12 protein-coding genes are annotated in these 14,650 nt (G+C 64.9%); 3 read left to right on the forward strand and 9 right to left on the reverse strand.

The annotated features are described in order from the left end of the window. Positions 1 to 16 precede the first annotated feature (16 nt). The 6 genes from B146_RS27555 to coaD form a co-directional block, all read right to left on the reverse strand. A complete protein-coding gene (locus B146_RS27555) occupies positions 17 to 1,243 on the reverse strand; it encodes a septal ring lytic transglycosylase RlpA family protein (RefSeq protein WP_019995235.1) in 1,227 nt (408 codons plus the stop codon). 217 nt (positions 1,244 to 1,460) lie between these two features. Beyond that, complete coding sequence (gene tgt, locus B146_RS0104555) at positions 1,461 to 2,600, reverse strand: tRNA guanosine(34) transglycosylase Tgt (RefSeq protein ID WP_019995236.1); 1,140 nt, start codon at positions 2,598 to 2,600, stop codon at positions 1,461 to 1,463. Further along, entirely contained in the window at positions 2,597 to 3,679 is a 1,083-nt protein-coding gene (gene queA, locus B146_RS0104560) for a tRNA preQ1(34) S-adenosylmethionine ribosyltransferase-isomerase QueA (protein ID WP_019995237.1), read from the reverse strand. The genes tgt and queA overlap by 4 nt, the downstream gene beginning before the upstream one ends. Positions 3,680 to 3,692: 13 nt before the next feature. Next, positions 3,693 to 4,163, reverse strand: coding sequence for a peptidylprolyl isomerase (locus tag B146_RS0104565; protein ID WP_019995238.1), 471 nt, complete (start codon positions 4,161 to 4,163; stop codon positions 3,693 to 3,695). 100 nt (positions 4,164 to 4,263) lie between these two features. Beyond that, positions 4,264 to 4,806, reverse strand: coding sequence for a peptidylprolyl isomerase (locus B146_RS0104570; RefSeq protein ID WP_019995239.1), 543 nt, complete (start codon positions 4,804 to 4,806; stop codon positions 4,264 to 4,266). A gap of 19 nt (positions 4,807 to 4,825) precedes the next feature. Further along, positions 4,826 to 5,320 carry a pantetheine-phosphate adenylyltransferase gene (gene coaD, locus B146_RS0104575; protein ID WP_019995240.1) on the reverse strand — a complete coding sequence of 165 codons (495 nt, stop codon included), beginning with the start codon at positions 5,318 to 5,320 and terminating at the stop codon, positions 4,826 to 4,828. A gap of 114 nt (positions 5,321 to 5,434) precedes the next feature. Between coaD and B146_RS28895 the strand changes: the two genes are divergently transcribed. Further along, on the forward strand, positions 5,435 to 5,650 hold the full coding sequence (locus B146_RS28895) for a hypothetical protein (RefSeq protein WP_155897362.1): 216 nt from the start codon (positions 5,435 to 5,437) through the stop codon (positions 5,648 to 5,650). A 33-nt stretch (positions 5,651 to 5,683) separates the two neighbouring features. On the opposite strand, the gene gyrA is transcribed toward B146_RS28895, so the two are convergent. Then, a complete protein-coding gene (gene gyrA / locus B146_RS25035) occupies positions 5,684 to 8,386 on the reverse strand; it encodes a DNA gyrase subunit A (protein ID WP_019995242.1) in 2,703 nt (900 codons plus the stop codon). Between the two features lie 388 nt (positions 8,387 to 8,774). Between gyrA and B146_RS0104590 the strand changes: the two genes are divergently transcribed. Next, the gene (locus B146_RS0104590) at positions 8,775 to 9,413 is read left to right on the forward strand and encodes a MarC family protein (RefSeq protein WP_019995243.1); all 639 of its coding nucleotides are present in this window, start codon (positions 8,775 to 8,777) and stop codon (positions 9,411 to 9,413) included. Between the two features lie 16 nt (positions 9,414 to 9,429). On the opposite strand, the gene ssb is transcribed toward B146_RS0104590, so the two are convergent. Next, entirely contained in the window at positions 9,430 to 9,999 is a 570-nt protein-coding gene (gene ssb, locus B146_RS0104595) for a single-stranded DNA-binding protein (protein WP_019995244.1), read from the reverse strand. Between the two features lie 265 nt (positions 10,000 to 10,264). Here ssb and uvrA point away from each other — a divergent pair, with 265 nt between their 5' ends. After that, complete coding sequence (uvrA, locus tag B146_RS0104600) at positions 10,265 to 13,141, forward strand: excinuclease ABC subunit UvrA (RefSeq protein ID WP_019995245.1); 2,877 nt, start codon at positions 10,265 to 10,267, stop codon at positions 13,139 to 13,141. Here the strand turns inward: uvrA and B146_RS0104605 are convergent. Beyond that, entirely contained in the window at positions 13,119 to 14,519 is a 1,401-nt protein-coding gene (locus B146_RS0104605; protein ID WP_019995246.1) for an NAD(P)H-hydrate dehydratase, read from the reverse strand. The genes uvrA and B146_RS0104605 overlap by 23 nt on opposite strands. Positions 14,520 to 14,650 lie beyond the last annotated feature (131 nt).

The raw sequence follows: 14,650 nt of genomic DNA on the forward strand, positions 1-14,650 counted from the left end.
CGAAGAAATGGGGTCTTCAGTCGTCGCGCAGGGCGAAGGCGTCCCGGAACCCGGCCGCCCAGAGCTGGCGAAGACTGACATCGACGTTCCGCCCATCCGCGACAACCAACGCGAAGGACGAACCCTCCGTGCTTTTCTGTTCGACGAGATCGCCATAGCCGGATGCCGCCTTTTCGAGCGTCAGGAGTTGGGCGACATCATCGATCCGGCCGATTTCGATTCGGTTTCCAGCCGCACTGGACGGAGCGATCGAGGCGATGGCCTTCATCGCGTCGGACGAGAGAGCCGGGGCCGAGGCGTAGGACATCGTGATCTTCGGCAGCACGACGCCGGGCGGCGTCGAACCGTCATAGGTGTCGATGAGATCCTCGATCGAGGCTGGCTTCGGCGCGGCTTTGACGACCGCTTTCGCGGCCGGCTTGGCGGCCGGTTTCTCGACGGGCTTCGTGATGGCGGCGACGGCCACGGGCTTCGTGATCGCGGCGACCGCCACCGGCTGTTCGACCTTGCGAGGGCTGAACGCGGCCGTCAGGAAGGACGGCCAGATCGAGGGTTCCTCGCGGGAGGCGACCATGACGCCGGTTGCGAGGCCGGCATCCTCCGGCTTCACGCTGCCGGGCTGGTAGGAGGCCATCAGCATCGGCGTGTCGTCCCCTTCGAGCGGGGCGCGGCCGACGTAATCGACCTTCACGTCGGCGATGCCGTCGTTCTGAAATCCGAGGAGCTGCGCGGCGCGGGACGAGACGTCCATCACGCGCTCGTGCACATAGGGTCCGCGATCGTTGACGCGAACCATGATCGACGCGCCATTCTCGCGGTTGGTGACGCGCGCATAGGACGGAAGCGGAAAGGTCGGATGCGCGGCCGAGAGATGGTACATGTCGTAGACTTCGCCATTGGCCGTCAGACGACCATGGAAGTTCGCGCCATACCAGGACGCCGTGCCCACCTTCGAATAGCCGGGCTGCTCCTTGGGATAATACCACTTGCCCTTGACCATGTAGGGCTTGCCGGTCTGATCGCGGCCACCGCCCTTGGGTACGGTCTTGAGGCGCGTCACGCGCGGGCTCGCCTTCACGCCGAAAACGTTGGAGCTGAAGATCGGCGCATCGTCCTCGGGCGCCAATTCCTCATGCGTCGAGGACGAAGTCGATTGGCAGCCCGACAGCGCCAAGCCGACGAGGCAAACCGCCGAGACGAGCAGGACCTTCCGGCCGCGACACGTGGCTTCGGTTTTGATCATCAAGACTGTCGTCCCCCGAAAGGATGCGCCGCGTCGCATCCGAACACTTCCTCATTCCCTCGCTCTAAAAACTTACGAAGAATTTAAGATCGGGATCAAGTTCTCTCGTTCGCAATCAAACCGCGCCTTGCGATTCCAAGCGTTCGAGCGCGGGTTATCCCCAGGATAGAGGCGGACGCCCCGCGCTCGCGGAGCGTTTGCGCCGCTCCTGTGGCGCTCACGCCGCCTTGCGCGCGTCCTCGCCCCGCTTCCAGCGCGCGGTGGTGGTCGCGGCGAAGTCGGCGAAGGTGCGGGTCTCGATCGCATGGCGCATCTCGGCCATAAGCTGCTGATAGTAAGCCAGATTGTTCCAGGTCAGCAGCATACCGGCGAGCGGTTCGTCCGCGCGCACGAGATGATGGAGATAGGCGCGGGCGTAATCGCGCGTCGCCGGGCAGTCCGACGTCTCGTCCAAAGGTCGCGGGTCCTCCGCGTGACGAGCGTTCTTCAGATTGACGCGGCCATCGCGCGTGAAGGCGAGGCCGTGCCGCCCTGCCCGCGTCGGCATGACGCAGTCGAACATGTCGATGCCGCGCGCGACCGACTGGAGGATGTCGTCGGGCGTGCCGACACCCATCAGGTAGCGCGGCTTTTCCGTCGGGAGCGAAGGGAGTGTTTCTTCCAGCGTCGCCAGCATGACCTCCTGTGGCTCGCCGACGGCCAGACCACCGACGGCATAGCCCTTCAGGTTCATCGCCGCCAAACGCTCGGCCGAGCGAATGCGCAAGTCCGGCTGGTCGCCGCCCTGAACGATGCCGAACATCGCCTTGCCGGGCTGCGTGCCGAAGGCCACCGCCGAGCGTTCGGCCCAGCGAAGCGACAACTCCATCGCCCGCTCGATCTCGGTCCGGTCCGCGGGCAGACGGATGCACTCGTCGAGCTGCATCTGGATGTCCGCGTCGAGGAGGCCCTGAATCTCGATCGACCGCTCCGGGCTCAGTTCGTGAACCGACCCGTCGACATGCGACCGGAAGGTCACGCCCTTTTCGCTCATCTTCCGAAGGCTGGCGAGCGACATGATCTGGAAGCCGCCGGAATCGGTGAGGATCGGATGGGGCCAGCGGGCGAACTCGTGCAGACCGCCGAGACGCGCGACGCGCTCGGCGCCCGGCCGCAGCATCAGGTGATAGGTGTTTCCCAGGATGATGTCGGAGCCGAGCTCGCGCACCTGATCGAGATACATGGCCTTCACGGTTCCCGCCGTGCCGACCGGCATGAAGGCGGGCGTGCGGATCGTGCCGCGCGGCATCGTGATCTCGCCGCGACGCGCCTTGCCGTCCGTCGCGAGGAGCCGAAATCCGAACTCGGGTGACGTCATGTCTCAGCCTTCGGACGCTCCAGAAGGCAGGCGTCCCCATAGGAATAGAAGCGATAACCGGTCTCGATCGCGTGGGCGTAAGCGTCCTGCATCCGCTGCAAGCCGCTGAACGCGGAGACCAGCATGAACAGCGTCGAGCGCGGCAGATGGAAGTTCGTCAGAAGCGCATCGACGGCGCGGAAGCGGTAACCCGGCGTGATGAAGATATCCGTCGCGGCGTGAAACGGCTCGATCCGTCCACTTGCCGCCGCGCTTTCGAGAACGCGCAACGAGGTCGTGCCGACCGCAACGATGCGCCGTCCCTCGTCGCGAGCGGCAGCCAGCCGGGCAGCGGTATCCGGGTCGATCGTGCCGAACTCCTGATGCATCTTGTGCGCCGAGGTATCGTCAGCCTTCACCGGCAGGAATGTCCCCGCCCCGACATGCAAGGTCACATATTCGAACGTGACGCCGGCGGCGCGAATGGCCTCGAAAAGCGCTGGCGTGAAATGCAGGCCTGCGGTCGGCGCGGCCACGGCGCCTTCGTGCCGGGCATAGATCGTCTGATAGTCGGCACGGTCCTGCTCGTCCTCCGGGCGCTTCGAGGCGATATAGGGGGGCAGCGGCAGATGGCCGACAAGCGCGATAGCGGCGTCGAGGTCCGGCCCCGCGCATTCGAAACGAAGCGTCGTTTCGCCGCCTTCGCCGCGTTCCTCGACATCGGCCGCGAGCGTCGAGCCGTCTTCGCCGCGAAAGACGATCCGGTCGCCTTCGGAAACGCGCTTGGCGGGCCGCAGGAAGGCCTTCCAGCGCCCGGCGTCGAGCCGCATATGCAGCGTCGCCTCGATCTGCGCGACGCCCTGTCCGTCCGGCAGGCCTTCACGACGCCGCTCGCCGTTCAGCCGCGCCGGAATGACCTTCGTGTCGTTGAACACGAGAACGTCGCCCGCCCGCAAAAGCGAGGGAAGATCGCCGACGTGACGGTCTCCCAACGCGCCCTCGGGCGGCACGTGGAGAAGACGTGCCGATTCACGCGGAAGAGCGGGTCGCAGGGCGATCCGCTCTTCCGGGAGGTCGAAATCGAATAGATCGACCCGCATCTTTCAGCGAACCTTAGAGGTCGGCGGCGACGCGCATCGTGGTGATCGAGTCGGGATCACGCACCGGCTCGCCACGCTTGATCTGGTCGACGACGTCCATGCCCTCGATGACCTCACCCCAGACCGAATACTGGCGATCCAGCCACGGCGCGCGCTCGAAGCAGATGAAGAACTGCGAGTTGGCGGAGTTCGGGTTGGCCGTGCGGGCCGCCGAAACCGTTCCGCGCTTGTGCGGCTCGGCCGTGAACTCGGCCTTGAGGTCCGGCTTGTCGGAGCCGCCCGTGCCGGTGCCCGTCGGATCACCGGTCTGCGCCATGAAGCCGTCGATCACGCGGTGGAAGACCACGCCGTCGTAGAACTTCTCGCGAGCGAGTTCCTTCACGCGGGCCACGTGACCCGGCGCCAGGTCGGGCCGGAGCTTGATGACCACACGGCCCTTGGTGGTTTCGAGGACGAGGGTATCTTCCGGGTTTTCGAAGGTCATGCCTTCCTCCTGGTCAAACGACGAATGGCCTGGACCGGCCAGGCCATTCCGATACGCTTCCTTGGCCGATCCCCCTCGCGCTTGCAAGGGGAGCCGGCTTTTACTGGCCGTCGACGACCTTCACGGTCACCATCTTGTCGGGGTTCGTGACCTGACCATTGCGGGCTTCATCACCCTTCTTGATCTTGTCGACGACGTCCATGCCCTTGGTCACTTCGCCGACCACGGTGTACTGCCCGTTGAGGAAGTCGCCGTCGCCGAGCATGATGAAGAACTGGGAATTGGCCGAGTTCGGGTCCTGCGCGCGGGCCATGCCGATGGTGCCGCGCTTGAACGGCTCCTTGGAGAACTCCGCCTTCAGGTCGGGACGCTTGGAGCCGCCCATGCCGGTGCCGGTCGGATCGCCGGTCTGCGCCATGAAGCCGTCGATCACGCGGTGGAAGACCACGCCGTTGTAGAAACCTTCGTTGGCGAGAGCCTTGATCTGTTCGACATGCTTGGGCGCTAGGTCGGGCCGAAGCTTGATGTCGATCTCGCCCTTATCCGTGGTGATCACCATCGTCTCGGCATTCTGAGCGAAGCTCGGAAGCGCGGAGGAGGCCAGAACCATTGCGGCGAGGCCGATCGAGGCAAACAACTTCATACCAAACTCCCTCTTCGGCTCAATGCCGAACGAACTTCTCACGTAGCGCCTCGGCGACCGGAGCCGGCACGAAACCGGAAACGTCGCCGCCGAGGCGGGCGATCTGACGAACCAATGTGGCCGTTATGGGCCGCGTCTCGACCGAGGCCGGCAGAAACACGGTTGCGATCTCGGGTGCCAGCCGGCCGTTCATGCCGCTGAGCTGCATCTCGTAATCCACATCGCCCGAGTCGCGAACGCCTCGAATCAAGGCTGTGGCGCTATGTCGGCGCGCCTCCTCCACGGCGAGACCATCGAAGAAACTCACGGTGATGTCGGCCTCCAGCCGCGCCATATCCGCGACGTGCCGCACGAGGCCCGCTCGCTCCTCGGCCGTGAAAAGCGGCGTCTTGCCGGGGTGAACCCCGATCGCGACGACCACGCGGTCGAAGAGCTGGCAGGCCTGCGACAGGATATCGAGATGGCCGTTCGTCAGCGGGTCGAAGGACCCCACGAACAAGCCGGTGCGCACCATTCGCCGCTCGCTAACCATTGCATCAAACTCCCCGCATGGAACCCGGCCGGCGAGCCCGCGACTTCGCATTTCACAAACCATTCGCTCGCAGGATGACCATGTCGGGAACGGGTGGTGAAGGCGGATCAACAAAAGCCGCGCAGCTCTTGGGAACGAACTAACAAACTCTTACGTTTTGGCGATGAATTCGGAGATACGATGATGTTGGTTTTTGCCCTGTCTCTCGCGATGATTGCCTCTCTCGTCACCGCGACCGCCGTTGCGATCCACAACGAAGCCGACAAGTCGCGCGTGAAAGTCGCCGCGCGCTCGCGTCGTATTCTTCGCTAAGTCGAGGCGGGCTTTAAACGCCGAAGACGGCGCTTACGCGCCGCCCTCCTCTTCGCCGTTCGTGTCGATCGCATCGCCATCGGCTTCGATTGCGGCGACTTCTTCCGGTCCCTGATCGGGAATACGCTCGACCGACACGACCTTTTCGTTCTCGGCCGTGTTGAAGATCGTGACGCCCTTCGTCGCCCGGCCCGCGATGCGGATGCCCTCGACCGGCACGCGGATCATCTGGCCGCGATCCGAGATCAAGAGAATCTGGTCGCCCGCCTCGACCGGGAAGGCCGCGACGAGCCGTCCGATGTCACCCAGACGCGAGATGTCGGTCGCGCGAATGCCCTTGCCGCCTCGCCCGCTGGTGCGGAACTCGTAGGACGACGAGCGCTTTCCGAAGCCGAACTCGCTGAGCGTCAGCACAAACTCTTCGGCCGCGCTCAGGAACGCGTAGCGCTCCGACGAGAGCGACACTTCCTCGACGGTTTCTTCCTCGACGCTGGCTTCGCTCGCGGCCAACTCGCCATCGACGGCCCGGCGCATCCGCAGATAGGCCGCGCGCTCGGCCGCCGTCGCGTCGACATGCCGCAGGATGGCCATCGAGATCAGACGATCGCCCTCGGCCAGGTTCATGCCCCTGACGCCGATGGAATTGCGGCCGGCGAAGACGCGCACTTCCGGAACCGAAAAGCGAATGCACTGGCCGCTCGCGGCCGTCAGAAGAACGTCGTCATTCTCCGAACAGGTGGCGACGGCGAGAATTTCGTCCTCCGCCTCTTCCAGCTTCATCGCGATCTTGCCGTTGCGATTGACCTGAAGGAAGTCGGCCAGCTTGTTGCGGCGAACCGTGCCCTTGGTCGTCGCGAACATCACGTTCAGCTCGGCCGCCGTTTCCTCGTCGTTCGGCAACGGCAGGATCGAGGTGATGCGCTCGCCCTTTTCGAGCGGCAGCATGTTCACGAGAGCCTTGCCGCGCGACTGCGGCGTCGCCAGCGGAAGCCGCCAGACCTTCTCCTTGTAGACGATGCCGCGTGAGGAGAAGAAGAGAACCGGCGTGTGCGTGTTGGCGACGAACAGGCGCGTGACGGAATCCTCGTCACCCTTCAGCGCCATGCCCGACCGGCCCTTGCCGCCGCGCCGCTGCGCCCGGTAGGTCACGAGCGGAACGCGCTTGATGTAGCCGCCATGGCTGACGGTCACGACCATGTCCTCACGCGGGATCAGGTCTTCGTCGTCGAGATCGCCCGCGCCTTCCAGCAACTCGGTGCGGCGCGGCGTCGCGAACTCGGCCCTGACGGCGGCCAGTTCGTCCTTGATGATCTCGCGCACGCGAACGCGCGAGGACAGGATCTCCAGATATTCGCGGATCTCGTTGCCGATGCCGTTCAGCTCGTCGCCGATCTCGTCCCGCCCGAGCGCTGTCAGGCGCTGGAGGCGCAGATCGAGAATCGCGCGGGCCTGGGTTTCGGACAGCCGATAGGTGCCGGCATCGCTGATCCGATGTCGCGGATCGTCGATGAGGCGAATGAGCGGCGCAACATCCTTCGCCTCCCATTCGCGCTCCATCAACTGTTCGCGCGCCGTCGTCGGATCGGGCGCGTGGCGGATCAGCTTGATGATCTCGTCGATATTGGCAACCGCGATCGCGAGGCCGACGAGGACATGCGCCCGTTCGCGCGCCTTGCGCAGGAGATACTTGGTGCGGCGATGGATCACCTCCTCGCGGAAAGCGACGAAGGCCGACAGCATGTCGAGAAGGTTGAGCTGCTCCGGCTTGCCGCCGTTCAGCGCCACCATATTGGCGCCGAAGGTCGTCTGCAGCGGGGTGAAACGGTAGAGCTGATTGAGGATGACGTCCGAGGATGCGTCGCGCTTCAGCTCGACCACGACGCGATAGCCCTCGCGATCGCTTTCGTCACGAATGTCGGAAATGCCCTCGACCCGCTTTTCGCGGACCAGATCGGCCATCTTCTCGATCATCGTCGCCTTGTTCACCTGATACGGGATCTCGGTGATGACGATGGATTCGCGATCGCCGCGCATCTGCTCCACATGCACCTTGCCGCGCATGAGAATGGAGCCGCGCCCGGTGGAATAGGCGGAAAGAATCCCCGCCCGCCCGATCACGAGGGCGCCGGTCGGGAAGTCCGGCCCGGGAATGAATTCCATCAGCTCGTGAAGCTGAAGCGACGGATTGTCGATCAGCGCCACGCAGCCGTCGATCAGCTCGCCGAGATTGTGCGGCGGAATGTTGGTGGCCATGCCGACGGCGATGCCGCCCGAGCCGTTCAGGAGAAGATTGGGCACGCGCGCCGGAAGCACGACCGGCTCCATCTCGCGCCCGTCGTAATTCTCCTGGAAGTCGACCGTTTCCTTGTCGATATCCGTGAGGATGGCGTCCGACACCTTTTCCAGGCGGCATTCGGTATAGCGCATGGCGGCGGCGGGATCGCCGTCCACGGAGCCGAAATTGCCCTGCCCGTCGATCAGCGGCGCGCGCAGGGCGAAATCCTGCGCCATGCGCACCAAGGCGTCGTAGATCGAAGCGTCGCCATGCGGATGGTACTTGCCCATCACCTCGCCGACGACGCCGGCGGACTTGCGGAAGGGCTTGTTGTGGACGAGGCCCATCTCGTGCATCGCGTAGAGAACGCGCCGATGCACGGGCTTCAGACCGTCGCGCACGTCCGGCAGCGCGCGACTGACGATTACGCTCATCGCGTAATCGAGATAGGACCGCTGCATTTCCTCGACGATGGAAACCGGCTCGATGCCGCTGGGCCGCTCTGGCGGCTGATCTTGCTTAGTATCGGACAAGGATAAGTTCCCAAACTCAACGTAAACGACTTATAGCGCGCCGCAGCCCGGATTGGCAAATCTCGCGCGCGCGATTATTCTAGCAAAAACAATAGCTTGTACGGGCTGACGCACATTTCGCATTCCGTCTCGCCGGGAAGTGGCCGACAAGGCGCTCAAACGGGAGGCGGAACACTCGCAAACCGCCTTGCCCGGCCGTCTGCGAGGAAGCCCTTGTCACGCTGTTCCCGTCGCATGTCGCCGTTGCAAGCGTCCTCAAGGCTTGCCCTTGCCGTGCAACGACCCTTAGGGAGAAGCGGAATGCGGAAGGGCTGACATGATCGAAACCTTGCTGAACGGCTTTGCGACCCTGTTCGTGATCATGGACCCGTTGGGTCTCGCGCCGCTGTTTCTCGGCCTCACACCCGGACTGTCGACCGCCGACCGCCGCCGCCTCGCCTTTCGCGCCTGCCTGATCGCTTTCGCGATCCTGGCGGTCTTCGCGCTTATTGGCATTTCCGTTCTTCAGGCGCTCGGCGTGTCGCTCGGCGCGTTCCGCGTCGCCGGCGGCCTGTTCCTGTTCTGGATCGCCTTCGAACTCGTGTTCGAGAAGCGCAAGACCCGAAAGGAAAAGGACGCCGAAGCGGCGATGACGGAGCACGATGTCTTCGAGATCGCGGCGGTGCCGCTGGCCATCCCGCTGATGGCGGGTCCGGGCGCGATCTCGGCCGTGATTCTTCTGTCGGGCGCCCTGCCCGGCCCGACGGGCCAGGCGAGCCTGCTTCTCGTGATCGCCAGCGTGATCGGCGTCACCTATGCGATCCTCGCCGTCGCCAACCGCTTGGATCGGTTCCTGGGGCAGACCGGCCGCGCCGTCGTCACGCGCCTTCTCGGCGTGCTTCTGGCGGCGCTGGCGGTTCAGTTCGTGGCGGACGGCATCGCCTCGCTCGTCGCGGGCAGCCGTCTCGCCAGCTGAGGGCTCAGGCGCCCGATCAGAACGGGATTTCGTCGTCCATGTCGTTGGACGGGCGTCCGCCGCCACCGCCACCTCCGCCGCCGAAACCGCCGCCGCCGCCGCGGTTTCCACCGCCGCCACCGCCCGAGCGCCCGCCCGAGCCACGGTCGTAACCGCCACCCCCGCCACCGCCGCCGCCACGATCGTAGCCGCCGCCGCCTTCATAGAAACCGCCGCCGCCACCACCTTCGCCGCGACCGTCGAGCATCTGAAGCTCGCCGCGGAAGCGCTGGAGAACGATTTCGGTCGTGTAGCGTTTCTGGCCGGATTGCTGGTCGTCCCAGGCGCGCGTCTGGAGCTGGCCCTCGATGTAAACCTTGGCGCCCTTCTTGAGATATTGCTCGGCGACCTTCACCAGACCGTCGTTGAAGATCACGACGCTATGCCACTCGGTGCGCTCCTTGCGCTCGCCCGAGGCCTTGTCCCGCCATGTTTCGGAGGTCGCGATGCGCAGATTGGCCACGGCGTCCCCGGAGTTCAGCCGCCGGATTTCCGGGTCGGCCCCCAGATTGCCGACGAGGATGACCTTGTTGACGCTTCCCGCCATTCTTCTTCTCCGTTTGAACGCTCGTCGCGCGAACACTAGGGCGATGGGCCGGCGAGCGAAAGCGCCACGCCGAGACCATCCCCAACTCCGATGCCCGACCCGACCGCCGCCGCGAGATTTGCGAGCTCGATTGCCGTAAGGGACGGGTTCGTATAGAACAAATTAGGAACACTAGCCAAGTTGCGCCAGACCCCGGTTCGAAACCTTTGATTCCCGACGAGATGTCCCGATATGGGGCCAAGATCGGACAGACTGCGGCGACCCCATGAAGAACGTCATTTCCATTCGCGGTGCGCGTGAGCACAATCTCAAGAATGTCGATCTCGACATTCCCCGCGACAAGCTCATCGTGATGACGGGACTGTCCGGGTCGGGCAAATCCTCGCTCGCCTTCGACACGATCTATGCCGAAGGGCAGCGGCGCTATGTCGAAAGCCTTTCGGCCTATGCGCGTCAGTTCCTCGAAATGATGCAGAAGCCGGATGTCGATCAGATCGATGGCCTGTCGCCCGCCATCTCCATCGAGCAGAAGACGACGTCGAAGAATCCGCGCTCGACGGTCGGCACGGTCACGGAGATCTACGACTATCTCCGCCTTCTCTTCGCGCGGATCGGCGTGCCCTATTCGCCGGCGACCGGCCTGCCGATCGAGAGCCAGACCGTCAGTCAGATGGTCGATCGCATCATGGCGCTGGAGGAAGGAACGCGGCTTTATCTGCTCGCGCCGATGATCCGGGGCCGCAAGGGCGAGTTCAAGAAGGAACTGGCGGAGCTTCAGAAGAAGGGCTTCCAGCGCGTTCGGGTCAATGGCGAGTTCCACGACATCGCCGATGCGCCGGCGCTCGACAAGAAGTTCAAGCACGATATCGACGTCGTGGTGGACCGCATCGTGGTGCGCGGCGACATCAAGGCGCGTCTGGCCGACTCGCTCGAAACCGCGCTCGGTTTGGCGGAAGGCCTGGCGGTGGCCGAGTTCGCCGACGGGCTCGACGAGAACGGCAAGCCGCGCCAGCTCCTGTTTTCCGAGAAGTTCGCCTGCCCCGTGTCGGGCTTTACCATCTCGGAAATCGAGCCGCGCCTCTTTTCCTTCAACAACCCGTTCGGCGCCTGTCCGCGCTGCGACGGTCTGGGCGCGCAGCAGCAGATCGACCCCAAACTCATCGTTCCCGACGAGACGCGCACGCTGAAGAACGGGGCTATCGCCCCTTGGGCCAAATCGACCTCGCCCTATTACGGGCAGACGCTCGACGCGCTCGGCAAGCAATATGACTTCAAGCAGAGCGACCGCTGGTCTGCCCTGTCGCCCGAAGCGCGCAAGGCGATCCTGTACGGCACGGGCACGCGCAAGATCGAGTTCCAGTATAATGACGGCCTGCGCGCCTACGCCACGACCAAGACCTTCGAGGGCATCGTTCCCAATCTCGAACGCCGCTGGAAGGAAACGGATTCGGCCTGGTCGCGCGAGGAGATCGAGCGCTACATGTCGGCGACGCCCTGCCCGGCTTGCGGCGGAACGCGCCTGAAGCCCGAGGCCCTGGCCGTGAAGATCAACGGCTGCCATATCGCCGAAGTCACGGATCTCTCCATCCGCAAGGCGCGGGACTGGTTCGAGGCGCTGCCCGAACACTTGACGCAGAAGCAGAACGAGATCGCCGTTCGCATCCTCAAGGAAATTCGCGAACGCCTGCGCTTCCTGAACGATGTCGGGCTCGAATATCTCAGCCTGTCGCGCTCGTCCGGTACGCTCTCGGGCGGCGAATCGCAGCGCATCCGCCTGGCCTCGCAGATCGGCTCCGGGCTCACCGGCGTTCTCTACGTGCTCGATGAACCTTCGATCGGCCTGCACCAGCGCGACAACGAGCGGCTCCTCGGCACGCTTCGCCATCTGCGCGACATCGGCAACACGGTGATCGTCGTCGAGCACGACGAGGACGCGATCCGCCTTGCCGACCATGTGGTCGATATCGGCCCGGCCGCCGGTGTGCATGGCGGTCAGGTCATCGCCTCCGGCACCCCGGCCGAGATCATGGCGCATCCGAACTCGCTGACCGGGCAGTATCTGTCGGGCGCAAGGGGCGTGCCCGTGCCGGCCAAGCGCCGCAAGCCGCAGAAGGGCAAGGCCATCAAGGTGGTCGGCGCGCGCGGCAACAATCTGAAGAACGTCACGGCCGAGGTGCCGATGGGCGTCATGACCTGCGTCACCGGCGTGTCGGGCGGCGGCAAGTCCACCTTCCTGATCGAGACCCTGTTCAAGGCGGCCGCGCGGCGTATTGCCGGCGCGCGCGACGTGCCCGCCGATCACGACCGCGTGGATGGTTTGGAACTGCTCGACAAGGTCATCGACATCGACCAATCACCGATCGGCCGCACGCCGCGTTCCAACCCGGCGACCTATACGGGCGCCTTCACGCCGATCCGCGACTGGTTCGCCGGACTGCCGGAAGCCAAGGCACGCGGCTACCAGCCGGGACGCTTCTCCTTCAACGTGAAGGGCGGGCGCTGCGAGGCATGCCAGGGCGACGGCGTCATCAAGATCGAGATGCACTTCCTGCCGGATGTCTACGTCACCTGCGACGTCTGCCACGGCAAGCGCTACAACCGCGAAACGCTGGAAGTCACGTTCAAGGGCAGTTCCATCGCCGACGTCCTGGACATGACGGTGGAGGAAGGCGTCGAGTTCTTCTCGGCCGTGCCGGCGGTGCGCGACAAGCTCGCGACGCTGAAGGAGGTCGGCCTCGGCTATATCAAGGTCGGCCAGCAGGCGACGACCCTGTCGGGTGGCGAGGCGCAGCGCGTGAAGCTGGCCAAGGAGCTGGCCCGCAAGGCGACCGGACGCACGCTCTATATTCTGGACGAGCCGACCACCGGCCTGCATTTCCACGATGTCGCCAAGCTTCTGGAAGTGCTCCACGAACTCGTGGACCAGGGCAACACGGTCGTCATCATCGAGCACAATCTGGAAGTCATCAAGACCGCCGACTGGATCATCGATATCGGCCCCGAAGGTGGCAGCGGCGGCGGCGAGATCGTGGCCGCCGGGACGCCGGAGGACATCGTGAAGGTCGAACGGTCCTGGACCGGGCGGTTCCTGAAGGAGCTTCTGGAGCGCAAGCCCGCCTTCAAGGCCGAGGCGGCAGAGTAGGATCGGCTTTCGCGAACTCCTCGAGTTCGCGGTGGACGGCGGGAAGGCAGTTCGGGAGGTCCTCGGAAATGAGGCCCGGCCCGAACGTCTCGGCCGCGCGTCCGTGCATCCAGACGCCGAGACAGGCCGCCTCGAAGCTCGGCAGGCCTTGTGCCAGTTGCGCCGCGATCAGTCCGGTCAGAACGTCGCCGGTTCCGGCGGTCGCAAGCCAGGCTGTGCCCGTCGCATTGATCGCCGCGCGCCCGTCGGGCGCGGCGATCACCGTGTCCGCCCCCTTCAGTACAACGATCGCGTTGGCGCGCCGGCTGGCAAGGCGGGCCTGATCGACCTTGGACAGCGCCTTGTCCGAGGCCAGGTCGGGGAAGAGGCGCGCAAACTCTCCGAAATGCGGCGTCAGCACGAGCGCAACCTCTTCCACCCTCGCCGCTTCGGCTGCCTGAAAGAGCGTCTCCGGTTCGTCCTTGAACGAGGTCAGCCCATCCGCGTCGAGCACCAGCCGACGTCCGGCCGAAAGCACCTCGCCTACCATCTTCCTCGCTCGCTCGCCGATGCCGAAGCCCGGCCCGAGGACGAAGACGTTCAATCTCTTGTCCTCGAGAAGGCCGGGGAGATCGTCGCCCTCGCAGCGTTTCAGCATGATGCCGGTCAGATTATGCGCATTCACCAGAAGCGCGGATGCCGGCGAGAACAGACTGACCAGTCCGGCTCCGCCTCGCAGCGCCGCCATGGCGGCAAGCCGCGCCGCGCCCGTCTGCGCCATTCCGCCGGAAAACACGACGGCGTGCCCGCGATCGTATTTGTGGTGAGCGGACAGCGGCGCGGCGGCGTAACGCCGCCAAAGCGCGGGCTCGTTGGCGAAGATCGGCGGCGCGTCCTCGGTCGCGGCCTCGATGGCGCCCGGTGGCATCGGAAGCTCGGCGACGATGACCGCGCCGCAAAGATCGCGCCCGGGCAGGAGAAGATGACCGGGCTTCCGCCGAACGAAGGTGACGGTCAGATCGGCGCGAAGGGCCTGTCCCCGCAGCTGCCCCGTTCGACCGTCGACGCCACTCGGCACGTCGATCGACACGACCGGGAGGCCGGACGCCGTGGCCCTGTCGATCGCCAGCGCCTCCACTCCCTCGACGTCGCGGTCGAGCCCTGCCCCGAGCAGTCCGTCGAGAATCAGATCGCAATCGGTCGCATCGAACGCGCCAAGGGATTCGCCCTCGAACACATTCGCGCCCCAACCGCTCTCCCGCAGATGTTCGACGGCGGCGAGCGCGTCTTTTCCGTTGTTCCCTTTGCCGACCAGGACCGCCACGCGCCGCGAATTCGGGAAGCGCGCGAGTATCGCGTCTGCGACGGCACGACCTGCCGCCGCGATCAGGACCTCCATGGAAATGCCCCCTCGAAGGGCAGATTCGTCCGCTCGCTTCATCTCCTGGGGCGTCCAAAGGCGGCAAGGGTCCCGATGCGAGGCAAGCTTGTTCATTTTTTGTGCGTCCTGCATAAAAATTTCACAGTCGT

Source organism: Aureimonas ureilytica DSM 18598 = NBRC 106430, from assembly GCF_000382705.1.
GTDB lineage: Bacteria > Pseudomonadota > Alphaproteobacteria > Rhizobiales > Rhizobiaceae > Aureimonas > Aureimonas ureilytica.

Bases quoted from the DNA above. Each gene is read 5' to 3' on its own strand.
- B146_RS0104565 (WP_019995238.1), bottom strand. From the start codon at position 4,163: ATGACCTTCGAAAACCCGGAAGATACCCTCGTCCTCGAAACCACCAAG.
- tgt (WP_019995236.1), bottom strand. From the start codon at position 2,600: ATGACGTCACCCGAGTTCGGATTTCGGCTCCTCGCGACGGACGGCAAG.
- ssb (WP_019995244.1), bottom strand. From the start codon at position 9,999: ATGGCGGGAAGCGTCAACAAGGTCATCCTCGTCGGCAATCTGGGGGCC.
- B146_RS27555 (WP_019995235.1), bottom strand. From the start codon at position 1,243: ATGATCAAAACCGAAGCCACGTGTCGCGGCCGGAAGGTCCTGCTCGTC.
- uvrA (WP_019995245.1), top strand. From the start codon at position 10,265: ATGAAGAACGTCATTTCCATTCGCGGTGCGCGTGAGCACAATCTCAAG.
- gyrA (WP_019995242.1), bottom strand. From the start codon at position 8,386: ATGCAGCGGTCCTATCTCGATTACGCGATGAGCGTAATCGTCAGTCGC.
- B146_RS0104590 (WP_019995243.1), top strand. From the start codon at position 8,775: ATGATCGAAACCTTGCTGAACGGCTTTGCGACCCTGTTCGTGATCATG.
- B146_RS0104605 (WP_019995246.1), bottom strand. From the start codon at position 14,519: ATGGAGGTCCTGATCGCGGCGGCAGGTCGTGCCGTCGCAGACGCGATA.
- B146_RS0104570 (WP_019995239.1), bottom strand. From the start codon at position 4,806: ATGAAGTTGTTTGCCTCGATCGGCCTCGCCGCAATGGTTCTGGCCTCC.
- queA (WP_019995237.1), bottom strand. From the start codon at position 3,679: ATGCGGGTCGATCTATTCGATTTCGACCTCCCGGAAGAGCGGATCGCC.
- coaD (WP_019995240.1), bottom strand. From the start codon at position 5,320: ATGGTGCGCACCGGCTTGTTCGTGGGGTCCTTCGACCCGCTGACGAAC.